This is a genomic window from Amycolatopsis sp. CA-230715 (genome assembly GCF_018736145.1).
In the GTDB taxonomy this organism is placed as follows: Bacteria; Actinomycetota; Actinomycetes; order Mycobacteriales; family Pseudonocardiaceae; genus Amycolatopsis.
The window spans coordinates 3,924,054-3,946,695 of the sequence record NZ_CP059997.1 but is presented as its reverse complement, the minus strand read 5'-3'; the positions used below and the strand labels follow the sequence as shown (position 1 = coordinate 3,946,695).

Genomic DNA, 22,642 nt, shown 5'->3' with positions numbered 1-22,642 from the left:
CCGTGATCTGCGCACCCCCCACCCGTCCCAGGGGGCGGCCCCGCTTCCAGCGTATCGGCGCCATGGGGGCGCGAGGACGTGCCGGGCGAATCTGTGGACAACTCGCCCGCCTGTGGATAACGAGCACGACAAGCCCGAAGCCGAACGTCGGGGGGCGAGTGTAATGGACCTCCCGGCCATCTGGTTCTGCATCGTCGTGTTCTTCTGGCTCGGGTACCTCTTCCTCGAAGGGTTCGACTTCGGGGTCGGCATGCTCCTGCCGGTGCTCGGCAGGGACAACACCGAGCGCCGCGTCATGGTGAACACGATCGGGCCGGTGTGGGACGGCAACGAGGTGTGGCTCATCGTCGCCGTCGGCGCCACCTTCGCCGCCTTCCCCGACTGGTACGCGGCGCTCTTCTCCGGCGCGTACCTGCCGGTGCTGATCGTGCTGCTCGCACTGATCGGCCGCGGCGTCGCGTTCGAGTACCGCGGCAAAGTGGACTCCGCGCGCTGGCGCCGCGGCTGGGACACCGTCATCGTCCTCGGCTCGTGGATCCCCCCGCTCGGCGTCGGGATCATGCTCGCGACCACCGTGCTCGGCCTCCCGCTCGACGCGCAGGGCAACCGCATCGGCGGGCCGTTCGAGGCGTTCCGCTGGGACACCGCCCTCGGCGCGCTCGCCGTCGTCGGGTTCTCCCTCGTCCACGGCGGCGCGTTCCTGACACTCAAGACCTCGGGCGAGTTCCGCGACCGCGCGCACCGCCTCACCATGCGGCTGCTGCCGGTCGGCCTGCTCCCGCTCTTCGCGCTCCTCGTCGTCGTGCAGCTGCGCGAAGGTGCACTGTGGACACTGGTCACCCTCGTGATCGCTGCTGTGGCGGCGATCATCGCGTGGTTGCGCATGACAGCGGGACGCGACGGGCAGGCGTTCGCGTCGCTCGGAGTGGTGATCGCGGCCGCCGTGGTGACCCTGTTCGGCGCGCTCTACCCGGACGTGCTTCCGTCCACAACGGACACCGCGAACTCGCTCACGATCGCCGGCGCGGCCTCCAGCCCCTACACGCTCACCGTGATGACCTGGGTCGGCGCGTTCGGCGCGCCAGCCGTGCTGGTCTACCAAGGCTGGACCTACTGGGTGTTCCGCAAGCGCATCGGCACCGCGCACATCCCGGCGGCGCACACCCCATGACCGGACTTTCCCGCCGCGCACCCCTTTCCGCCTCGGTGTCCACCGTGGACACTGCGCGGACGGGAAAGGGCCCGCTCGGCGCGCTGCCCGCGCTTTCCGTGGCAGCGCGCCGGGCGCTCGCCCTCGCCGGGATGATCGCCGTGGTGCGCGCGGGATCCGTGGTGGCACAAGGGTTCCTGCTGGCCTCCGTGCTGGCTTCGATAGTCCAAAGTGGAACAGGGGACTTCAGCGCCCGGCTGGCCGCACTGCTCGGTGTGCTCGTCGTGCGGTCGCTGGCCGGCTGGGCGCTGAAGGTGGTTTCCGCCCGCGCCGCCGCGGGCGTACAGGAGGAACTGCGCGCGAAGGTCGTCGACCGGACGCTGCGCCTCGGCCCCGAATGGATCGCCGCCCGCGGCACCGGCGAGCTGACCGCGCTGAGCACCAGGGGCCTCGACGCGCTCGACGCCTACTTCACCGAGTACCTCCCGGCACTGGTCACCGCCGCCGTCGTGCCGCCGTCGGTCGGGTTCGCGATCCTCGTCGCGGACTGGCCGTCGGCCGCCGTCATCGCACTGACCGTGCCGCTGCTGCCCGCGTTCGCGATCCTCATCGGCAAGTACACCGCGGACCGCGTGTCGACCGCCACCGACGCGGTCCACCGCCTGTCCGGCCATCTCCTCGAACTCGTCCGCGCGCTCCCCGTGCTCACCGCGTTCCGCCGCGCCGCGGCGCAGGAAACCGCCGTCCGCCGCGTTTCCGACCGCCACCGCAAAGCCACCCTGAGCACCTTGCGCATCGCCTTCTCCTCGGCCTTCGCGCTGGAACTCGCCGCGACGCTGTCGGTCGCGCTCGTCGCGGTCCTCATCGGCACGCGCCTCGTGTCGGGCGACCTCACCCTCGCGATCGGCCTCGGCGTGCTGATCCTCGCACCCGAGTGCTACCAGCCGATCCGCACCGTCGGCGCCGCGTTCCACGCCAGCGAAGACGGTGTCGAGGCGGTTCGCCGCGTCGCGGAAATCCTCGACGAAGACGAAGAGATCCCGGAATTCGGGCACCTGGCATCCCGCCGCGGCGGGATGCGGGTCGACGGGCTCCGCGTCGCGCGGCGCGATGGGTACGCCCCCGACGGTGCGACGTTTACCGTGCGGCCAGGCGAAACCACCTGGCTCGATTCCCCCAGCGGCGCGGGCAAAACGACCACACTGGCCGTCCTGCTCGGCTTCCTCCGCCCCGCCGACGGCACCGTCACGGTCGACGGGATCCCCCTAGCCGACCTCGACCTCGACGAATGGCGCCGCCGGATCGCGTGGGTGCCGCAGGCCCCGGTCTTCACCGGCGGGACCGTGCGGGCCGAAATCGGCGACTACCGGGGCGATTTGCTGGGACTCGACGGACTGCTGGACCGATCGGTGGACCAGTTGTCCCTGGGACAACGGCATCGCGTCGCCGTGCTGCGCGCGCTCGCGCGGATCCGCGACGGCGCGTGGCTCCTCCTGCTCGACGAACCCACCGCCCACCTCGACGCGACCGACGCCGCGCGCGTGCTCGCCGCGGTGGACGAGGCGCGGCGCGCGGGCGCCGCCGTGGTGATCGCGGCGCACGACCGCGACGCGGCCGTGCACGCCCCCGCCGCCCCCGTGACTGCAGATCCCGTCGAGCAGACCGAAGAACACACCACGCCGATCCGCCTTCGCGCGCTCGTGAACCGGCGGCTCGTCGCGGGCGTCCTGCTCGGCGCGGCCGCGCTGCTTTCCGGGCTGGCGCTCACCGCGACCTCGGGCTGGCTGATCGCGAAGGCCTCGCAGCACCCGCCCATCCTGACCCTGACGGTGGCGATCGTCGGCGTCCGCGCCTTCGGCCTCGGCCGCGCCGTGCTGCGCTACGCCGAACGCCTCGCCACGCACGACGCGGCGTTCCGCGCGGCGACCGAACTGCGCGCGTGGCTGTGGCGGCGGCTCGTCGCGATCGGCCCGGCGCGCACGCTCGGCCTCCGCCGCGGCGAAGGCCAGCGCAGGCTCGTCGGCGACGTCGACACGGTCCGCGATCTCGTGCCGCGCGTGCTCACCCCGCCGATGGTCGCGGCGATCGTCCTAGTCGGCGCGGTTGTCCTGCAGGCAATCCTGCTGCCGTCGGCCGGGCTCGCGCTCGCGATCGCCGTCGTGGCGGCCGCCACGCTCGCGCCCTGGCTCGCGGTCCGGATGGAACGCCGCGCCACCGCGACCATGGCGGCACTGCGCCGCACCGTCGAGGCCGACGTACTGCGGCTCAACGAGTCCGCCGCCGAACTCATCGCCTACGGCACAGCCACCGCCCGCCGCGCCGAGCTGGCGCGCGCCGACCGCGAACTGGCTTCGGCCGCGCGACGGCAGGCGTGGGGCGCCGGCGCCGCGGACGCGGTGATCACCCTGCTCACCGGCGCCGCCGCGATCGCGGGCGCGGCCGCGGCCATCGGCGCCGGGATCGACCCGGTCCTCGCGCCCGTGCTCGCCCTCGTCCCGCTCGCACTGGCCGAACCCCTCGCGATGCTGCCCGCCGCCGCGGTCAACTGGGCACCGCTGCGCCGCGCCCGCGAACGGCTCGGCGCGCTGACCGGGGATCCGCACGAATCCGCACCGGAGAGCGCGGCCGTCGACCTGCGCGGCGCCGCGTTCCGGTGGCCGGGTGCCGCGCGCCCCGTGCTCACCGACGTGGACCTGCGGATCGAGCCGGGCACCACGGTCGCCGTGGTCGGGGCCTCCGGCGAAGGCAAGTCGACGCTGCTCGCCGCGCTGCTCGGCTTTCTGCCCGCGGAACGCGGCCGAGCGAGCCTGCCCCGCGACATCGCATGGGCGCCGCAGGAACCCCAGCTCGTCGCGACGACGATCGCCGAGAACCTGCGGCTGGCGGACCCGGACGCGAGCGACGCGCGCCTCCGGGAAGTGCTCGACGCGGTCCTCCTCGGTGACCTCGCGCCGGAAACCCAGCTCGGCAGCGGTGGTGCCGGGCTCTCCGGCGGCCAGGCGCGGCGGCTCGCCGTCGCCAGGGCACTGCTCGCGGCTCCCCACGCGGATCTCGTCCTGCTCGACGAGCCCACCGCGCACCTCGACGGCCCGACCGCGGACGCCGTGTCGGCGAACCTGCGTGCCGCGCTCGCGGGCCGCACGGTCGTGCACGTGACGCACCACGCGAGTGAAGCGGCCGACGCGGACCTCGTACTCGAAGTGCGCGAAGGCCGCGTCACGGCACGCGAACCAGCCCATGCCAGGAGCCGGTCGTAATGTTGGCAGTGCTGATGGAACCGACACTCGCCGCGCGCGCACTGTCCGCGGCCACCGAGATCACCACGACCGCGCTCTCCGGCGACGACCCGAGCGCGGTGCTCGGCTCTGTCGTGGCGCGGGCGGCCGAACTCGCCGAAGCCGATCTCGGCGTGGTGATGGTCCGCGCGGACGACGGCACCGTGTCGATCGAAGCGGCCTGCGGTGACACCACGCAGACGCTGGTCGGGCTCGTGCTCCCGCCCGAATCCGCGGCGGGCCAGGTCGCGCGCGGCGGCGAGACCGTGGTCGCCGACGACGTCACCACCGACCCCAGGACCGCGCCGTACGTGCCGGACGAGCTGAAGCGGTTCGGCCCGTTCGCGGCGGCGCCGTTCGGCTCGGGCGGCCGTGTGCTCGGCGCGCTGACCGTCTACCGGCGCCAGGGCGCGGAACCGTTCTCGGCGGCCACCATCGAGGTGCTCACCGCGTTCGCCGCGCAGGCCGGGGTGGTGCTCGCGCTCGCCGAAGGCGCCAACGCGCGCCACCGGGTGACGCTGTACCAGGAACGCGAACGCATCGCGCGCGAACTGCACGACGTCATCGTGCAGCGCCTCTACGCCGCGGGCATGCAGCTCGACCGCGTGCGCAGGCGCATGCGGAAGCGCTTCGCCCAAGGCGACGCCGAACGCCTCGGCGAAGCCGTCGACCAGCTCGACCAGACGATCGAGGAGATCCGCGGCACCGTCCGCGCGCTCCGCTCACCCGAACCGGAACACGCCCAAGCCCCCGCGACCGACCTCGCCGAATCGGCGGGAGGTGAAGTGCGGATCGCGGCCGAACTGCTCGGTTTCCCGCCGACCCTCGAACTGTCCGGCGACCTCGGCGACATCCCCGCCGAAGGCGCCGACCACATCCGCGCCGCACTCCGCGAAGCACTGTCCAATGTGGTCAGACATTCCGGCGCGAGCGAATGCCGCGTCACGCTCAGCCGCGACGGCGAAGGCGTCAAACTCCGCGTGCGCGACAACGGATCCGGCGTCCCCCAAGGCGTCGCGACCCGCGGCCTGCGGCACCTGTCCGAACGCGCCGACGCCGCGGGCGGGAAGTTCTTCGTGAACTCCTCGCCCAGCATGGGCACCCTCGTCGCCTTCGACCTCCCGCTGAACCCTCACGACGGGTGACGGGATTGTTCCGCGCTGCTAGCGTGGACCGGGTCGCGAAGGGGGAAAGCGTCCGATGATGAACGTGGTCGAAGTGGCCGTCGGCGAGGCGGGCAAGGTGCTGGCGACGAGCCTCGTGCACGGCGCGGGCACCGCGGCCGGCCGGTTGCACGCGCTGGTCAAGGCCAAGCTCGGCGGGTTGCCGGCGGACCCGGTGGAGTTCAGGGCGAAAGCGGTGGCGCGCGCGGAAACCGACGCGGAGTTCCGGGAGCAGCTGATCGAAGCGGTCGCCCAGCTCAACGCGGATCAGCCCGCCGCGGTGGCGCTGTTCCCGGACATGCCGTTCTTCGACCGCGCCCAGTGGTTCGTGGACCCGCCTGCCGCCGGAGTGAAGATCATCGCGGGACTGGCGGGATCCGGCAAAACCGCGCTCGCCTACCGCCTCGCCGCGCAGGTTCGCGACCGGTTCTCGGCGGGATGCGTCGACGTCGATCTCGACGACTACCGCGACGGGAGCGTGTGCGATCTCGATGCGGTCAAACGGCACATCATCGGCCGGTTCGGGATCGGGACGGGGGACATTCCGCTCGACTCCGCCCGGCTGGACCAGCAGTTCCGGTCGGTGACCGTCACCCGCCGGTTCGTCTTGATCCTGGACAACGCCGCGAACGCGGGCGAGATCGCTCCGTTCGCGAAAGTCCCGCAGAACCTGGTGCTGGTGACCATGTCGAGCCTGGACCGGCGCACCCAGGCGGCCTACCCGCACCCGATCTCGCTCGAAGGCCTCGACGACGAGGGCGCGAAGCAACTGCTCACCGACCGCGGCGATCAGGCCATTGTGGACGCTGAGCCCGCCGCCGTGGCGGCGTTGCTGGCACTGTGCGGGAACCTGCCCTACGCGATCAACGAGGTCGCGGTCACGCTCGCGAGGCGGAAGGGTGAGCCGAAGCCCGTCGCCGGGCTGCTCGCGGACTACCAGGCGAAGGGCATCGTCGACGCGGAAGGGGCGATCCAAGACTCCCTTCGCCGTACTTTCGACTCCCTGCCGCCGCTCGTCGCGCAGGCCGCGACACTGCTGTCACGGCATCCTGGTAACTACTTCACCCGGCGCACCGCTGTCGCTTACCTGGGTGGCGAGGCCGCCGAAGAGGCCTTCGACGGCTTGCTGACCGCTCAGCTGCTCGAACCGTCCGGAGCTTGGTACCGGTTGTCCCCGCTGGTGGCCGAGTACGCCCGCAAGAGCGGCGAGGACGGAAGTGAGACGGCAGTGGTCCGCCTGCTCGCTCATGTCCGCGTCCACGCGGTCGCGGCCGACTTCGAGGACAACGCCGAGCGCCTGCGGGCCTACGTCGTGCCACCGGGAAAACACCGGTGGACCCTGCCGGAGCCGCACATCGACTGGCTCGACGAGCACCGTGCACTGGCGCTCGAACTGGCTCGTATCGCGTTCCACAGTGGACAGTACAAGGAGGTCTGCCAGCTCGCCGGTGCGTTCGAGGTACTGGTGAACACGCGCGGCCGCTGGTCCTGGTTCGCCGAGTTGAGCGAGCTGTACGTGGAGGCGGCGCGGAGGTCGCACGAAGAACGCGGTAATCCCCGGCTGCTCGCCCGCGCGCTGATGATGCGCGCGAAGACTCGCTACCTCGCGCGGCACTTCGCCGCCGCACGACCAGATCTCGACGAGGCGCGTGCGATCCTGGCCGGGATCACCGAGCGCGGCGGACGCGATCGGCAAGTGGCCGCGTCGCTCCTGCAGTTCGATGGCCGGTATCACGAGGAATACGCCGAAGCGGCTCATGCCATGGTCTTCGATCCCGATGACGCGTGGAAGAACGAGGAACAGCGGGACGAGACGATCGGGCGGGAAATCGCGGAGGCGGCCCGATGCCTGCGAGAAGCCGTGCGGATCGATCTCGAGCTGGGCGACGACCGTGCGACCGGGATCGACAGGCGCATGCTGGCGTCCATGGCGATCAAAGGCGGGGGTTCGCTGGGGGAAGCCTCGGCAGCGTTGGCCAGTGCTTTCGAACTGGCGAAGAAGGACAAGAACCGCCGCAACGAACACCGGGTCCGGACGGTCTACATTCGACTGTTCCTCGCAGCGGGAGATGTCGCCAAAGCCAGGGTCGAGCTGGATTTCACTGGTGCGGCGGTCGGCGGCAGCCAGTACACCTGGGAATGGCGCGAACTCGAAGCCAGGGTGCTCGAAGCCGAGGGCAGGAAGAAGGAAGCGCGCAAGGCGTGGGACAGCCTGACGATCGATGCGTTCCGCTGCGGGCACCCTCGCGCCAACGAGTATCTCAGAGAGCTTGGACGGTTGCGCTGACCGAGCGGTCGCCCACCCGCACATGCTCCATTGTGGACAGCTCGCCGTCCTGCAGCCGGATGTACGCGAGCGAAGCGAACACGAGCGCGTCGACCTCGGTCCGTTCGACCGTCATCCGGTAGGTGCCGCCCGCCCTGGCGCGGATCAGACAGGTCCGATCGCCAACGGTCGCCGCGACGAGATGCGCGTTCGGCCACTGCCGCAGGGTTTCCGCGGCCCACGCGGTGAAACGCCACTGTTCGTGCCCGTCGAGCCGCCGGTAGAGGATCGCCGCGTTCGTCACCTGCCGCAGGGTGGCCATGGTGGCATGCGCGACGAGGTGCCGGTGGTCGAGTTCGTGCGGGTGCCGGGTGCTGGGAAAGCGCTGGAGCGCGCCGCCACGGACGCCGACGACGAAGGCGGCGGCCTCGGTGACGCGCGGCGCGGCGGGATCGACGGGTGGGAATTCGGCTGGTGCCGGGGGTTCCGGCAGAGCCATCATCCGGTAGAGCACCGGCCGCAGCAGTTCCGCCGACCGGCCGGGGTCGCCGACCGCCTGCTTCACCGCCAGTTCGTGCGCGCCGGTGGTGTGCCTGCGGATGGCGAGCCTGATCTGGACGGCGAGATCGCGGTCGTCGAGGCGAGCGGTCTGCGCGGCGAGCGCGGCCATCGGGGAGCCGGGCACGGTGGTGGCCGATCGCCCACCGGCCATCAGCAACGGCAGGTCCATCGCCGCGGCGTACAGCGCGAGCGATCCCCGGTCGGAAACCACGCACGAGGCCGACAGGATCGCTGCCTGCCAGCCCGCTTCCGGTGGCAGCACGTGCAGTCCCGCGTCGGTCGCGTTCGCGAGCCACGCCCGCACCTGCCACGCGCTGTGCGCGGAGACCACCCCGGGATGCAGGATCGCGCACACCGCGAATTCGTCCACCGGCAGCTCGCCGACGAGGCGTTCCACCAGCCCGGGGTCGCGCCCGAAAACCGAATCCGGTCCCCAGGTCGACGCGACCACGACGAGCGTCTTGTCCACGGCACCGAGTGCCGCCCGGTATTCGGCGGCACGATGACGGCTGGCGAGCATCCGGTCGTGGCACGGATCGCCGATCACCACGGCGCGCTCGGCGGCTTCGGGACAGGCCGCGCGGACCAGTTCGCGTTGGTCCACATGGGACAGTGCGAGCACGGTGGCGGGATCGAGCCGGGCGGGATCGAGCCCGGCGATCACGGCGCGACCGGGGTAGTACTTCTGGTAGCCGATGCCGTGCGCGATCAGCAGCACCGGGCCGCGCAGGCGGTGCAGATCGTCGTTTTCGCTGGCCGCGAGCACCAGGTCGAAGCTCGTCGCGAGCGCTTGCCGCCACGGGATCACCGGTGCTCGCAGCCGCTGCAGGAACTCGTGCACGCCCGCCGCGAAGATCGCCGGTCTCTCGTCGTCGTAGGTGAACACCACCTGGACCCGCCGGTCGTTTTCCAGCAGGCACAAGGCGTCGACCAGCCGGTTCACCGCGGTGACGGTGCGGACGACCACGAGCACCATCCGCTCGGTTTCGACGGTCAGCCAGGCGCGGTAGGCGTCGTCAACCGGAACTTTCCGCCAAAGCGACGGGGGGGGGGTACCGTTTTCCGCCGCTACTTGCCCCGGCGCGCCACCCAGGCCGCGGCCTGAGTGCGCCGCTGCATCCCGAGCTTCGCCAGCACCGACGTGACGTAGTTCTTGACCGTTTTCTCCGCCAGGAAGAGCCGTTCCGCGATCTCGCGGTTGGACAACCCGTCGCCGATCAGTTCGAGCACCGCGCGCTCCCGTTCGGTGAGCGCGCCGAAATCGTCCTCCGGCGGTTTGCGGAACTTCTCCAGCACCCGCGCCGTGGTCACCGGGTCGAGCAGCGAGCGACCGGCCGCCACCTCGCGCACCGCGGTCACCACGTCCTGCCCCCGCACCTGCTTGAGCAGGTACCCCGAAGCCCCGGCCATGATCGCGCCGACCATCGCCTCCTCGTCGTCGAACGCGGTCAGCATCAGGCACTGCGGCGGATGCGGCCGCGACCGCAGCTCGCGGCACAGCTCGACCCCGTCCCCGTCACCGAGGCGCACGTCCACCACCGCCACGTCCGGCTCGAGGTGCAACGCGACCGCCAGCGCCTCGTCGACGCTGCCCGCCTCCGCCACCACCACGATGTCCGGCTCGTCGTCCAGCAGCTCCCGCAGCCCGCGACGCACCACTTCGTGATCGTCGACGAGCAACACCTCGATGGCCATACCCCGAGGTTACGGCGCCGCTCCGCGGAAACGTCAGACCAGGGCGGTCGAAGCGAGGCGCTGGTTACGCACCGCGAGCGGCCGGTCGGTGGAACGGTCTTGACCTGCAAATTGCAGGCTGCATAGCGTTCGCGGCGGGTGTGGGGGCCCTCGGACGGCGAGTCGGGGTGAAGGGGTTTCAACCGCCTTGAAACGAACACGCACGCCTTCGTTCCGAACCCGTGCCAGATCGGTGGCGCTCGTGCCCGCGGTGGTGTTGCTGTGCACCGGCCTGGGCATCGCGGCGTACGCCGGCCAGGAGGCGGTTCGGGCGCATTCGTTCGCGACCCGGGTGTCGGCGCTGGCCACGTCGTCCGCGGTCGCGTCCCGGGCCGACGAACGGGTTCGCGTGCTGGCGCGCGAGGCTCCTGACGCCGAGATCGCCGATGACCAGGTCACCGGGTTCGAGCTGCTTTCGCTCGCCGACGCGGTTTCCCGCGAGGACCCGGCCTCGTATGTCGGCCACAGCCTCGATTCGCTCGCGGGCAGGCTATCGCCGGAGGTGCGTCACGACCTCGAAACCGTGCGAGGGAGCGAAGCGTGGCATCGGGTCGTCGCGGACCAGGCGTCGGTCGCCGAGCGGCGCACGGTCGGCGATCGCCTCGTCGGGCTTTCCCTCGAACAGAGCGTCCGCGCTTCGACGCTCGCCGATCGCGCCGCCTTGGTGTGGCTGCTGGTCGCGGTGCTCGGTGGCGGCGCGCTCATCGCGGGCGCGATCGTCGCCTACCTCGCGATCACCCGGTTTTCCGGACGGCTCGCGGGCAGGCTCGACCGGCTCCGCGTCCAGACGGCCGGGGTCGCCGACGCCCAGCTGCCCGAACTGGTCGCGCGCGTGCGCGCGGGCGAACGCGTCGATCCCGCCGCCGAGCTGCTGTTCCTCGATCACGGCGACGACGAGATCGCGCGGCTCGCGGACGCGTTCACGCTCGCGCAGCAGTCGGCGGTGTCCGCCGCGGTCGGGGAAGCCACCTCCCGCGCGGGCGCCAAGCACGCGTTCGCCGAACTGTCCTGGCGCACCCAGCTGCTGCTGGACGAGCAGATCCGCACGCTCGACGAGGCCGAGCGGGCGACCGCCGATCCTGCGGCGCTCGGCCTGCTGTTCGACGTCGACCACCTGAGCACGCGTGCCCGCCGCAACGCGGAGAACCTGGTGGTGCTCGGCGACCGGCGGCCCGCCCGCCGCTGGCGGCGCCCGGTGCGGCTGGCCGAGCTCGTGCGCGGCGCGGTCGCGGAGGTCGAGTCGTACACCCGCGTCGACATCGTGGCGCTTCCCGAAGCCCACGTGGAAGGCGCCGTCGTGATCGATCTGGTGCACCTGCTCGCCGAACTGCTCGACAACGCGATTTCGGTGTCGCCCGCGGAAACCAGGGTCGAGGTGGGCGGTTCGGTCGCGGGGCGCGGGATCGTGCTCGAGATCTCCGATCGCGGCGCCGGGATGTCCGCCGCGCGGCTCGACGCGATGAACGCGCTGCTGCGGGATCCGGGGGACTTCGGCGATCTCGTCGGCTCCGGCGCGGGGGTCGGGCTGTTCCTGTGCGGCAGGCTCGCCGGCAAGCACGGGATTTCGGTGACCCTGCGCGCCTCCCCGTACGGCGGGACCACGGCCATCGTGCTGGTGCCGGAAACCGTGGTCGCCGACGAGGTGCTGGCCCAGATCGGTGAGCAGGGGCCGTTCGTGCCGAGCCCGCAGCCGCGGCGGATCACCGCCAAGCTGAACGGGGCCGCGAGGTGAGCGGCTCAGCTACTCATCGTAGCGGACTGGGCCGAAAAGAGTACGCAGTTGGCCGAAGTTGTCGGCTGTCCGGGTGCGGCAGGATGGACCGCGTGCCCCCACCGCCCGCCCTCTCGGCGTACCTGCGTTCCCTTGACGCGGAAACACTGGCCGAGTTGCTGCTCGACCGCGCCGAGCGCGATCCCGGGCTGCGCGCGGAACTGGAGGAGCGCGCCGCCTCGGCGAACACCGAGGAGGTCGCCGAGGTCCACCGGATGCTGGACGGCGCCCCGGACGGCGAGTCCTTTTCGTACGCCACCAAGGTCGGTTCGGTGCTCGACACGTTGCAGCGCCTCCTCGACGGCGGCACGCGCGCGGACGTCGCGCCGCTCGCGCGCCGGATGATCGACCAGATCGGCGCCGCGCTGGGGCGGATGGACGATTCCGGCGGACTGGTCGGCGGCCAGCTGGAACGCGCGGTCACGCTGTACGCGCGCGCCTGCGCGGCACGCCCGCCGTCGCCGCCGGAGCTGGCCGAGTGGATCGCGCGCACCGAATTCGGCCCCGGCCGGGCGGAGATCGAACTCGCCGACTTCGCCGACGCGCTCGGCGAATCCGGTCTCGCGCATTTGAAGTCCATTGTGGACGAAGTGCTGGCCGGGCCAGCCGAGGACCCGCGACGGGGTGCCGCGGAACGGTTGCGGGAGTCGCTCGCCGAAGTGTCCGGGGACGTCGACGCGCTCGTCTCGATCCTGTCGGCGAAACCGCAGCGCCTCGACATCAGCCTGAAGATCGTGCGCGTGCTGCGCGGCGCGGGACGGCACACCGAGGCGATCGCGCACGCGGCCAAGGCGCTCGCGCACGACAAGGGTTCCTCGCGGGCGCCCGTCGTCGACGAACTGGCTGGCGCCTACCGCGAAGCCGGTCAGGGCGACCAGGCGTTGACCTTGCGCCGCAACGAGTTCCAGCGCGACGCGACCCATGCCGCCTATCTCGCGCTGCGGGAGGCGGCGAGCGCGCTCGGCTGCTGGGACGCTGAGCGGGACACCGCGATGGACCTGCTGCGCGCCCGTGCCGAGCAGCACCCCGCCGCGGCCGACGAGCTCGTGCGGGTGCTGCTGACCGAGGAGCGCGCGGACGACGCGTGGGAGGTGTCCTGCCGCCTCGGTGAATCGTTGCCTTTGCGGTTGGAGCTGGCCGAACTGCGGGAAGCCGAGCACCCGGTCGACGTGATCCCGGTGTACCGCGTGCACGTCGAAGAGCTCATCGCGCACAAGGACGCCTACAACTACCGCGAGGCCGCCAAGCAGCTGCGGAAGCTGCGCGCGCTCCACAAGCGCGCCGACACCGCCGAAGAGTTCAGCGACTACCTGGCCGAACTGGTCGAAACGCACAAGCGGAAGACCCGCCTGCTCGCCGAGGTCCGCAACGCGCGGATCGCGCTGCCGAGGGTCGGCCGCTGAGCCGTTCGGCTCGATGGAAATATGGTCCGCATGAGCCCGGTGAGCCGTGTACGCAAGAAGCAGTCGTCGACCGAAGAACCCGAGCCGCAGAGCTTGACCGGTTTCTTCAAGGACGTGCTGGGTGACTACGCGAACCTCGGCACCGAGCCGGGGCACCTCGAGGTCGAGCTGCTCACCTCGGAGCTGATGGGCCAGTGGTGGGAGACCGGGGACGACCTCGGTCCCGAGTTGGTCGAGCTGGCCGAGGACAAGGGCACCGCGCCCGCCGCCGCGTTCCTCGCCGCGTTCGCCCGCCTCGCCGACGACGAGGACCAGCGCGCCGCCGCTGGCGAAGCGCTCGCCGCGGTGGTCAAGCGCGGCCTGCCGGAACCGGAGTGGGCCGCCACGCTCGGCGAGTTCGGCGTCGGGGAGTGCTGGCGCACCGCCGATGTCTACGGCGACGCGTCGTCGCTGCTGTGCGTCTTCGGCGAAGGCGACAGCGCGCACGGCGTGCTCGCGCTGCTCGACTTCGTCGAGTTCGACGGCTGGGTCAAGGACGTCGTGATCGTCGAGGCGCCGGACGAGGTGCTGGCGGAGATGCGCAGCCAGGCCGCCGAAGGCGGTGACCTCATGGTGTTCGAGCAGGTGACGCCCGGTCACGCCCGGCTGTTGCTCGAGGACGGTATCGCGATCACCGACTCCATCGAGGACCCCGAGGTGAGCGCCGACTTCTCGCGGTTCCGCGCGCTGGCGCTGGCCCGCGCGCGGTCGCTCGGCGAGCCCGAGCAGGCCGAGGAGGCGCCGGAGTTCACCGAACAGGAGCGGGCGGACGCGATCACCGCGTTCTTCGCCTTCGTCGCCGACGACGCCAGTGACGGCGACTTCGAAGACACCGAAGCGACCAGGGCCGTCGCCGAGATGCTCGTCGAGTTCGGGGCCGAGCACGACCCGCGCCGCCCGCTGCGGGTGGGCCCGGAGAAGCTCGCGTTCTTCCTCGACACCGTTTTCGACGGCGACGACGATCTCGGCGAGGACGTCGAGGCCGCGCTGCCCGACGTCGTGCGCGCCTGGGCGGAATGGGGCGCGCACCGCGACGGTCTGTCCGAAGGGGCCACCGAAACCCTGCTCGGTGCCGTCGACGAGGTGCTCGAAGAGCTCGCTGAAGATGATTCCGAAGTGGACAGTGCGGACGTCTACCTCGACGGCACGGAGAGCGTCGACGATCCGGAGTCGCTTGTGGACCTGTTGGCGCGCCGCATGTTCGCGATCCCCGACACCGTCACGGTGATCGGTGACGACGAGCTCGAACTCGACCCGACCGACGCCGAACAGCGCAGGCTGCTCGTGGTCGGCGAGTTCCCCGAATACCACGAGTCGCTCGCCGGTGACGATTTCGACGAGCAGGAGCGGATGCAGCTCGCGATGCGCACGACGATCGTGGACCAGTTGTGGGACAACGATCCCGCGGCCGTGTGGGAGGCCGCGAAGCGGCTCGGTGAAAAGGGGCTCGAACGCGAAGAGGTGTTCTCGCAGCTGCAACAGGTCCTGGCCAAGCACCTCGAACCGGCGACCGAGTTCAGCATGGAATTCGATCTCGACGACTACGAAGCGGGGTTGTCCTCGTTGGGCTGATCGTGGAGTGCTGCGCCACCTGTGTGAAATCGGGCCGCTCAGCGGGGCGTGATCGCCGCGTGCTGGGACAGTGGAATTCCGGTGAAGTCGCGCGGGGAGGAGCATTCCGATGACCGACTACGGCGTCGACGTTTCGCACTACCAGAACGTGCAGGACTGGAAAGCGGTCCGCGGGAACAACATCACGTACGCCTTGCTGAAGGTCACCGAGTCCACCGACTACGTGGACCCGAAGGCCGCGGGCTTCGCCGACGGGGCCCGCGGCGCCGGGATCGCCGCGGGCGGTTACCACTTCGCGCGCCCGGTCGACGTGGGCGCGCAGGTCGCGCACTTCGCGGACCGGCTCAACGAACGCGGTCTGCTCGCGCCGGGCAGCGCGTGGCCCGCGCTCGACATGGAGGCCAGCGGGTTCGGTGACCCCAACGGTTTCGTCCGGGACTTCATCGCCCAGTTCCGGCAGCGCACCGGTGTGCACGGGGTACTGGTCTACGCCAACCTCAACTGGTGGACCACGATCCTGCGGCCCGACGAGTGGGCCGACGACGGGGTGCTGCTCTGGATCGCGCGCTACAACGGCGATCCCGGCAACCCCGGCTGGGGGCATCCGCGGCTCGCGGTGCACCAGCACAGCAACAAGGGCACGGTGCCCGGCATCGCGGGCACGGTCGACCGCAACGCCACCGTAGGCTCCTTCGGCCTCGGCAACTTCCGGCTCTAGTGGCCTTGCGGGGCGGTCGGTTCCGTCTCCCGCGGCGCCGACCGCTCGCGCTTCTCGTCGAAGAGGTCGAGGGCGAACGCGCCAACGGCCGTGGCGAGCAGGATCGTCACGCCGAGCATGGCGCCGATCCAGGTCATGATCGTCGAGAACATCGTGCGCCTCCTCCCTGGTCAGGAATGGTTTTCTCCTACCAAGGGTCGCTGGCGGGCCGCGAAGGGGGAATCGGCCAACCGGTTACTGCTGGCGGCACGGGGTCGGCCGAACGGCCGAGGGTGTGCTTCCGGAGAGTGGCGGAACTCAGAGCTTGCGCAACCGGACGCGGTTGATGGAGTGATCGGAGTCCTTGCGCAGCACCAGTGTCGCCCTGGGACGCGTGGGGCGGATGTTGTCCACGAGGTTCGGTTCGTTGATGGTGCGCCAAAGGTGCCGCGCCTCGTCGCGCGCCTCGTCGTCGGGGAGACCGGCGAAGTGGTGGAAGTGCGAGGCCGGGTCGGAGAACGCGGTGTGCCGCAGCTTGAGGAACCGCTCGATGTACCAGTGCTCGATGTCCGAGGTGTGCGCGTCGACGTAGATCGAGAAGTCGAACAGGTCCGAGACGGTCAGCCTCGGGCCGGGCTGCAGGACGTTGAGCCCTTCGATGATCAGGATGTCCGGCTTCTCCACGACCTGCTCGTGGCCGGGGAGGATGTCGTAGGCCAGGTGCGAGTAGACCGGCGCGCTCACCCGGTCGGCACCCGATTTCACGTCCGCGACGAACCGCAGCAGCGCCCTGCGGTCGTAGCTCTCCGGGAAACCCTTGCGGTGCATGATCCCGCGGCGGGTCAGCTCCGCGCCCGGGTACAGGAACCCGTCGGTGGTCACCAGGTCGACCCTGGGGTGATCGGGCCAGCGGGCGAGCAGGGTGCGCAGCAGGCGCGCGGTGGTCGACTTGCCGACCGCGACGCTGCCCGCGATGCCGATCACGAACGGCACCTTCGTGTTGCGGCAGTCCTCGCCGAGGAACGTCGTGGTGGCTTCGTAGAGCCGTTGCCGCGCGGCGACCTGGAGGTTGATCAGCCTGGACAGCGGGAGGTAGACCTCGGCGACCTCCGCGAGGTCGACCTGTTCACCGAGCCCGCGGAGGCGGAGCAGCTCTTCGGCGGTCAGGGGGAGCGGGGTGGCGCGCCGCAGCTCCCGCCACTGTTCCCGGTGCAGTTCCACGTAGGGACTGAGCTCACGCACCCGCGGCATCGCATACTCCTCGCCCGTCGGTGGGCCGGTGCTTGGTCTTCTGCGTAACGCGGTACCAACGGTAGGGCTTACCGGGCGTAAACGCGCTGTGACGTAGTACACGCCGCCGAAGTCGTGACCTTGGGTGAGTGGCTTTTCCCGGGCCTGGCCGGGTTTTCCCAGAACAGGCGTTCTATTCGTGACCCGGTGTTACGGAGTGGGGAAGACCTCGCTCCACGCCGCGGCGACCTGGCGCGCGCAGACCTCGGGGGGCACGCCGCCGATCCCGGTGCCGAGCCCCGGCATCGCGATCACGTCGACCGCGTCGCGCACGCCCGGCCCGTCTTCGAGCGTGCCGTCGCGCCACAGCAGGAACACCGCCTTGGCCGCGAGGTACGGGTGCACGGTGTCCGCGGGCAGCAGCTCGCCGGGTTCGCGCATGGTCGGTGCGCTGATCAGCCACTGCGGCGCCGGTGCGCCGGTCGGCACCACCACCGCTTCCCCGATCGGCACCTCGCCGCCGTGGTAGGCGAGCACCGCGCTGCGGACGTTCTGCTCGACCTCGGAGAACGTGCGCGCGTAGACCGCGTCGATGCCGCCGCGCATCCAGCCGTAGGAGTTGGCGGGGCTGACCACCGCGTGCGCGAGCACGTCGAGCACCGAGCCCCGGTGGACGCGCACCACCGAGTCCGAATGAGACAGTGCGTCCACCACGGATTCCCACGCGCGGGCAAGCGGTTCTTCGACAGCGCACAGCACCAGTTCCGGCGTGCGGAGCACGCCCTTGCGTTCTGCGGTCTTGTGCGTGGTGTGCGTGCCTGGTTCGGCGGTCACGCCTACAGCATGGCAAAGAACCCCGGCCCGCGTCATCGATTCACCTACCGGCTGTCTGAGTGAAACTCCACCACTGCGTAGCCTGGCGGCGTGACACGGATCGCGTATTTCGGGCCGCGGGGGACCTTCTCGGAACAGGCCGCGCGCACTTTCGGCGACGCGGGGGAACTGGTGCCCGCCGACACGATTCCGAAGGCGCTCGCCGCGGTGCGCGCGGGTGACGCGGACGCGGCGTGCGTGCCCGTGGAGAACTCGGTGGAGGGCCCGGTCACCGCCACCTTGGACGGTCTCGTCGAAGGGGAGCCGCTCGTCGCCGTCGCCGAAGCGCTGCTCCCGGTGCACTTCAGCGTGCTGACGCGCGGTGACGGCGCGCCGATCCGGACCGTCGCCAGTCATCCGCACGCGCTGGCGCAGGTGCGGCACTGGCTGGAAGCGAACCTGCCCGACGCCCAGCCGGTGGCGTCGTCGTCGACGGCGAGCGCCGCGGTCGGCGTGCGGGGTGGCGAGTACGACGCCGCTGTCACGGCGCCGGTGGCCGTCGAGCACTACCCGTTGACCGTGCTGGCGACCGGGGTCGCGGACGTGGCCGATGCGCGCACCCGGTTCCTGCTGCTGCGGCCGCCGGGCCCGCTGCCGGAGCCGACCGGCGCGGACCGCACGTCCGTGGTGGCCGCCGCCGCGAATCGGACCGGCACGCTCGCCGCGCTGCTGACCGAGCTCGCGACCAGGGGGATCAACCTGACCAGGCTCGATGCCAGGCCGACGAAGAACAACTTCGGCGAGTACCACTTCTTCATCGACTTCGAAGGCCACCTTGCCGAGCCGCGGATCGGCGATGCCGTCGCCGCGTTGCGTCGCCGCTGCAGCGTCCGTTTCCTCGGTTCGCACCCGAGGGCCGACGGGATGCCGGGTAGCAGCGAACCCGGTGCGGAGAACGCGGATTTCGTCGCAGCCAGTGAATGGGTCGAAGCGGTGCGGAAGGGCGGTGTCGCGTGAGACTGCACCTGGTGCGGCATGCGCAGAGCACCGCGAACGTGCGCAAAGTCCTGGACACGGCGCTGCCCGGCCCGTCGTTGACCGATCTCGGGCGGCAGCAGGCCGAGGCGCTGGTGGCGGCGTTCGACGGTCTCGAGGTGGCCGCCGTCTACTCGTCGTACGCGACCAGGGCGCGGGAAACGGCCGCGCCGCTCGCCGCGTCGCTCGGCTTCGACGTGCGGCTCGTCGAAGGCGTGCACGAGGTGCAGGCCGGTGATCTCGAAGGCCGCAACGACGAGGAAGCCATCGCGACCTACCTGGCCGTGGTGCACCCGTGGACGCAGGGTGATCTCTCGGGCTCGATGCCCGGTGGCGAGAGCGGCGCGCAGGTGCGGTCCCGGTACCTGGCCGCGGTCGCCGAACTGCGCGCGAAGCACGAGGAAGCCGATCCGGCTGGTGACATCGTGCTGGTCAGCCACGGCGGCGCGATCCGGCTCGGCGCCGAATGGCTGTGCGACAACGTGCGCCCCGAGGTCGCGGACAACGAACTGCTCGCGAACACCGCCCGCGTCGTCCTGGAAGCGCGCGCCGGCGGCTGGCACTGCGAAAGCTGGGCCGGCGCCCCGATGTAGCGCGCCCCGCAGTTGTCCACACCGCCCCTCAGCCTGTGGATAACTCCCCGTTTCACCCGACCGAGCGGGGAGTAGCGGTAGGCTGGAGCGGGGTCGCCCCCCGGGAAGGGTGGGGGCTTTCCTGGTACCGGTATAGGGGCGATTTTCCCTGGTCAGGGCTTTGGGTTCGGGTTTGTGGTACCCGGTTCCCGGTGTGGTTCGAGGGCTGTCATACTGCCCGCCCGCCGACGCTCCCGGGGCTGTCCACAGTCCGTGTCGGTTGTCCACAGCGAGGGTGATCCCCGCGCACTCTGGGTGTCTTCGGTAGCGGTGGATTCCGGCCGGATCTCACCCGGATGAGAGAGGCTCCGCGCACCAGATCACACTTTCCGTTGTACTTTCACCATGTTCTGCCACGGCTGGTGACAAAAGTGCGGGCGCAACCGCCGATACCGGCCGCACGTCCCTCGGGGGTACTCGGACCAGGGAGGTGGAACCCATGGCGCGAACGTCGGAGATCGCGGTGGCGGCGAGTGGTGTGGCGCTGGCCGCCGTCCTCGCCGCCTGCGGCACCAACCCCGTGTCCTCGCCGACGGTGAGCAGCGCGCCCACCTCGAGTTCGGCGCCGCCGTTGAGCGGCAGCCCGGCGCCCACAAGCCCAGCGCCCACCACGACCAAGCCCGACGACGGCCTCTGCAAGGCGAAGGACCTCAAGCTCTCGCTCGGCAGGGGCGGCGCCGCCGCGGGCACGACCTACCGGCCGTTGCTGTTCACCAACGTCAGCGACCACGACTGCACCATCCAGGGCTTCCCCGGCGTCTCCTACGTCTCGGGCGCCGACGGGCACCAGGTCGGCGCCGCCGCGTACCGCGACGGTACGAAGGGGCCCGCGATCAAACTCGGCAAGGGCCAGGTCGCGTCGGCCGACATCGGATTCGCCACCGTCGCCAACTACGACGAGGCGATCTGCAACCCCGAACCGGTCCGCGGCCTGCGGGTCTTTCCGCCGCAGGAACGGGATTCGCTGTTCATCGAGGCGCCCGGCACCGGGTGCGCCAACGACAAGATCCCCGGCAACCAGCTCCTCGTCCGCACGCTTCAGAAGGGCGCGGGCGAGTAACCGGTCCGTTCGGCGCAGTACGCCCACAGCCGCTCGCGCCGCGTCGACGGCAGATAGTGCGGCGAACGCGGCGCGCGACCGTGCCAGAACCGGCCCCGTCACGGCCTTCCGTGCGGCGCGCCGTTCGCGGCGAGGAAATCCGCCGCGAACGCCCACACTGAGTCCAAAGAGGACACATCGCAGACGTCGGCGGCGAAGCCGGTGCCATCGGTCAGCCCCAGCCCAGCTCGTGCAGCCGCGCGTCGTCGATGCCGAAGTGGTGCGCGACCTCGTGCACCACGGTGATCAGGACCTCTTCCACGACCTCCGCCTCCGAATCGCACATGTCCAGCAGCGGTTCGCGGTAGATCGAAATGCGGTCCGGCAGCACCCCGCCGTAGTCGGAGGTGCGCTCGGTCAGCGCGATCCCGTGGTACAGCCCGAGAATGCCCGGTTCGTCCTCGTTGTGCGGCTCCACGAGCACGACGACGTTGTCCATCGCGTTGGCGAAGTCCGCGGGCACCTGGTCCAGCGCGTCCGCGACCAGTTCCTCGAACCGGTCAGGGCTCATCTCGACGGGCATCAGCCGCCGCCGGAGCTGCTCGGCGGCGGGCCGGCGGGCTGCGACGGCGCCGGGCCCGCCTTCCGGATCGTGCCGGACACCGGCGCCAGCCCGCTGCCGTCGGTCAGCTTCGCGGCGACCTTGCAGTTCACCTTCGTCGACCCGGCGGCCCAGCTCTCCTGCTCCCGGACGTCCCAGGTCAGGATCAGCTTCTGCGCCGAGTAGTCCCCGCCGCCGGTGTAGTCCATGACGGCCTTCGAGCACTCGGTGTCGAGCCAGGCCTTCTGATCGGTCTGCGACGGGTAGTCCTTGAACTTCGTCTTCAGATCGAGCACGCCGACCATCTCGTACGAATGCGGCTGCGCGCAGTCGATCGGGTCGCCGACCGTCTTCCCGGCCAGCGCCAGGCAGGTCCCGGTGTCCCAGATGTTCGCCTGCTGCTGGTCCTTCGCCGAACCGGTCAGCTTCTGCAACTGCCCGCCCGGCCCCGCCCACTGCAGGACGCACCGCAGCTCGCGGGCGCCGTCCTTCCACTCATCCTCGCCGGGGCGTAGCGCGCTCACGGTCAGGCGGCCGTACGGGTCGAGCGGCTTGCCGAGGTACTTCTCCGCACCGTCCGAGCAGCGTTCCTGGGCCAGGCCGCGCCACTGCGCGAGATCCGGCGACGGCGCGTCCTTGGGGTAGCGGTCGCCGATGTTCACCACCCCGGTCACCTCGAACTGGTGTGCCTGGGGGCACGGCACGACGTGGATGTCGCCCGCGTCCGGCTGGTCCCACTGCAGGCAGCTTCCCGGCGGCGAGTGGAACGCGGCCTGCGCGGACTCGGACTCACCGGCCCGGCCACCGCCCGCTCCGCCCTTCACGTCACCGCCCCACGAAAACGTGACGCTCAGCGCGAGCGCGAGGATGGCGCCGACGAAGACACCGCCCATGACCAGGCGGGTACCGAGCGTCGTGTCGGCAAGGCGAAACCGATCGGCGAATTTCGACATCTACTCCATGATGCCCGCGCCCCCGGTCCCCGCCACCCCTCGGGTGGATAGGCTGGGGCTCGGGGACGGGGCAGCGCCCGAATGTGGTGGCCAGCGGTAACGGAGCGCGGAATGACGGAAGACAACACTCCCGAGGAGCAGCAGGACACTCCCGGTGACCAGCCCAAGCGCGGATCGATGCGGTTCCAGGACGCCGAGAACACCACGCCGAGGGAACCCACGCTCGCCGAGCAGCGCGCCCGCAGACAGGCCCTGATCGCCGAGCAGGAGGAAGAAGCGGCGAACAAGGAGCTCGAGCGCAAGGCCGAGACGCGGCGCAAGGTCCTGATCGGCAGCGGCGTCACCGTCGGCGTCGTCGGTCTCGTCGCGGCCTGGTACGCGGTGGGCACCCCGGAGGACGTCAGTGCGCTCTGTACCGACAAGGACACCGGCACCGTCGTCGACGACAAGTACTGCGACGACGACTACGCGCGGTCGCAGCCCGGTTACCACCCCGGCGTCGGCGGGCTCATCTTCCTCGGCGGCCACTCCTACCGGTACAACTACGGCGGCACCGGCGCCATCGGCAGCCACGTCTCCGGCGGCAGCTTCGACAAGCCGTCCAACGCGAACGTCACCACCAAGTCCGGCAAGTCCGTGCAGCGCGGCGGGTTCGGCATCAGCGGCAAGAGCAGCACCGGCGGCACTGGGAAGAGCGGGGGATCCTGA

The 22,642-nt window shown here is 70.9% G+C and carries 19 protein-coding genes; 12 read left to right on the top strand and 7 right to left on the bottom strand.

The genetic code is table 11. The features are described from left to right. Positions 1-163 precede the first annotated feature (163 nt). The 4 genes from cydB to HUW46_RS18600 are packed head-to-tail and all read left to right on the top strand — an operon-like array spanning position 164 to position 7,875. Positions 164-1,171 carry a cytochrome d ubiquinol oxidase subunit II gene (gene cydB, locus HUW46_RS18615; protein WP_215548480.1) on the top strand — a complete coding sequence of 336 codons (1,008 nt, stop codon included), beginning with the start codon at positions 164-166 and terminating at the stop codon, positions 1,169-1,171. Then, complete coding sequence (gene cydC / locus HUW46_RS18610) at positions 1,168-4,407, top strand: thiol reductant ABC exporter subunit CydC (protein WP_215548479.1); 3,240 nt, start codon at positions 1,168-1,170, stop codon at positions 4,405-4,407. The genes cydB and cydC overlap by 4 nt, the downstream gene beginning before the upstream one ends. A 14-nt stretch (positions 4,408-4,421) precedes the next feature. Continuing rightward, the gene (locus tag HUW46_RS18605) at positions 4,422-5,570 is read left to right on the top strand and encodes a GAF domain-containing sensor histidine kinase (protein ID WP_215549956.1); all 1,149 of its coding nucleotides are present in this window, start codon (positions 4,422-4,424) and stop codon (positions 5,568-5,570) included. 55 nt (positions 5,571-5,625) lie between these two features. After that, a complete protein-coding gene (locus tag HUW46_RS18600) occupies positions 5,626-7,875 on the top strand; it encodes a hypothetical protein (RefSeq protein WP_215548478.1) in 2,250 nt (749 codons plus the stop codon). On the opposite strand, the gene HUW46_RS18595 is transcribed toward HUW46_RS18600, so the two are convergent. Continuing rightward, the gene (locus HUW46_RS18595; RefSeq protein WP_254126302.1) at positions 7,850-9,391 is read right to left on the bottom strand and encodes a hypothetical protein; all 1,542 of its coding nucleotides are present in this window, start codon (positions 9,389-9,391) and stop codon (positions 7,850-7,852) included. The genes HUW46_RS18600 and HUW46_RS18595 overlap by 26 nt on opposite strands. Before the next feature lie 92 nt (positions 9,392-9,483). After that, positions 9,484-10,110: a response regulator gene (locus HUW46_RS18590; protein WP_215548477.1), complete on the bottom strand. Its 627-nt coding sequence runs from the start codon at positions 10,108-10,110 to the stop codon at positions 9,484-9,486. A 241-nt stretch (positions 10,111-10,351) separates the two neighbouring features. Between HUW46_RS18590 and HUW46_RS18585 the strand changes: the two genes are divergently transcribed. The 4 genes from HUW46_RS18585 to HUW46_RS18570 all read left to right on the top strand — a co-directional run bounded on the left by HUW46_RS18585 (position 10,352) and on the right by HUW46_RS18570 (position 15,652). Continuing rightward, entirely contained in the window at positions 10,352-11,881 is a 1,530-nt protein-coding gene (locus tag HUW46_RS18585; RefSeq protein WP_215548476.1) for a sensor histidine kinase, read from the top strand. A gap of 83 nt (positions 11,882-11,964) precedes the next feature. Further along, positions 11,965-13,323, top strand: coding sequence for a DUF6880 family protein (locus tag HUW46_RS18580; RefSeq protein WP_215548475.1), 1,359 nt, complete (start codon positions 11,965-11,967; stop codon positions 13,321-13,323). A gap of 30 nt (positions 13,324-13,353) precedes the next feature. Further along, positions 13,354-14,934 (top strand): hypothetical protein, encoded by a 1,581-nt coding sequence (locus tag HUW46_RS18575; RefSeq protein ID WP_215548474.1) that lies wholly within the window; start codon positions 13,354-13,356, stop codon positions 14,932-14,934. A 109-nt stretch (positions 14,935-15,043) separates the two neighbouring features. Next, the gene (locus HUW46_RS18570) at positions 15,044-15,652 is read left to right on the top strand and encodes a glycoside hydrolase family 25 protein (protein ID WP_215548473.1); all 609 of its coding nucleotides are present in this window, start codon (positions 15,044-15,046) and stop codon (positions 15,650-15,652) included. Here the strand turns inward: HUW46_RS18570 and HUW46_RS18565 are convergent. From HUW46_RS18565 to HUW46_RS18555, 3 genes are all read right to left on the bottom strand, one after another. Beyond that, positions 15,649-15,804, bottom strand: a complete 156-nt coding sequence (locus HUW46_RS18565) for a hypothetical protein (protein WP_215548472.1) — start codon at positions 15,802-15,804, stop codon at positions 15,649-15,651. The two genes, HUW46_RS18570 and HUW46_RS18565, sit on opposite strands and share 4 nt — an antisense overlap. 145 nt (positions 15,805-15,949) lie before the next feature. Continuing rightward, positions 15,950-16,882: a type I pantothenate kinase gene (gene coaA, locus HUW46_RS18560; RefSeq protein ID WP_215548471.1), complete on the bottom strand. Its 933-nt coding sequence runs from the start codon at positions 16,880-16,882 to the stop codon at positions 15,950-15,952. Between the two features lie 189 nt (positions 16,883-17,071). Continuing rightward, entirely contained in the window at positions 17,072-17,695 is a 624-nt protein-coding gene (locus HUW46_RS18555) for a macro domain-containing protein (RefSeq protein ID WP_254126300.1), read from the bottom strand. A gap of 90 nt (positions 17,696-17,785) precedes the next feature. Between HUW46_RS18555 and pheA the strand changes: the two genes are divergently transcribed. From pheA to HUW46_RS18540, 3 genes are all read left to right on the top strand, one after another. Continuing rightward, positions 17,786-18,691 (top strand): prephenate dehydratase, encoded by a 906-nt coding sequence (gene pheA / locus HUW46_RS18550; protein WP_215548469.1) that lies wholly within the window; start codon positions 17,786-17,788, stop codon positions 18,689-18,691. Beyond that, positions 18,688-19,302, top strand: coding sequence for a histidine phosphatase family protein (locus tag HUW46_RS18545; RefSeq protein ID WP_215548468.1), 615 nt, complete (start codon positions 18,688-18,690; stop codon positions 19,300-19,302). The genes pheA and HUW46_RS18545 overlap by 4 nt, the downstream gene beginning before the upstream one ends. 478 nt (positions 19,303-19,780) lie before the next feature. After that, positions 19,781-20,401, top strand: a complete 621-nt coding sequence (locus tag HUW46_RS18540) for a DUF4232 domain-containing protein (RefSeq protein ID WP_215548467.1) — start codon at positions 19,781-19,783, stop codon at positions 20,399-20,401. Between the two features lie 211 nt (positions 20,402-20,612). Here HUW46_RS18540 and HUW46_RS18535 read toward each other — a convergent pair whose 3' ends face one another. Then, positions 20,613-20,963 carry a metallopeptidase family protein gene (locus tag HUW46_RS18535; RefSeq protein WP_215548466.1) on the bottom strand — a complete coding sequence of 117 codons (351 nt, stop codon included), beginning with the start codon at positions 20,961-20,963 and terminating at the stop codon, positions 20,613-20,615. Beyond that, positions 20,963-21,934, bottom strand: coding sequence for a septum formation family protein (locus tag HUW46_RS18530; protein WP_215548465.1), 972 nt, complete (start codon positions 21,932-21,934; stop codon positions 20,963-20,965). Before HUW46_RS18530 ends, HUW46_RS18535 begins: the two co-directional genes overlap by 1 nt. A gap of 111 nt (positions 21,935-22,045) precedes the next feature. Between HUW46_RS18530 and HUW46_RS18525 the strand changes: the two genes are divergently transcribed. After that, complete coding sequence (locus tag HUW46_RS18525; RefSeq protein ID WP_215548464.1) at positions 22,046-22,642, top strand: hypothetical protein; 597 nt, start codon at positions 22,046-22,048, stop codon at positions 22,640-22,642.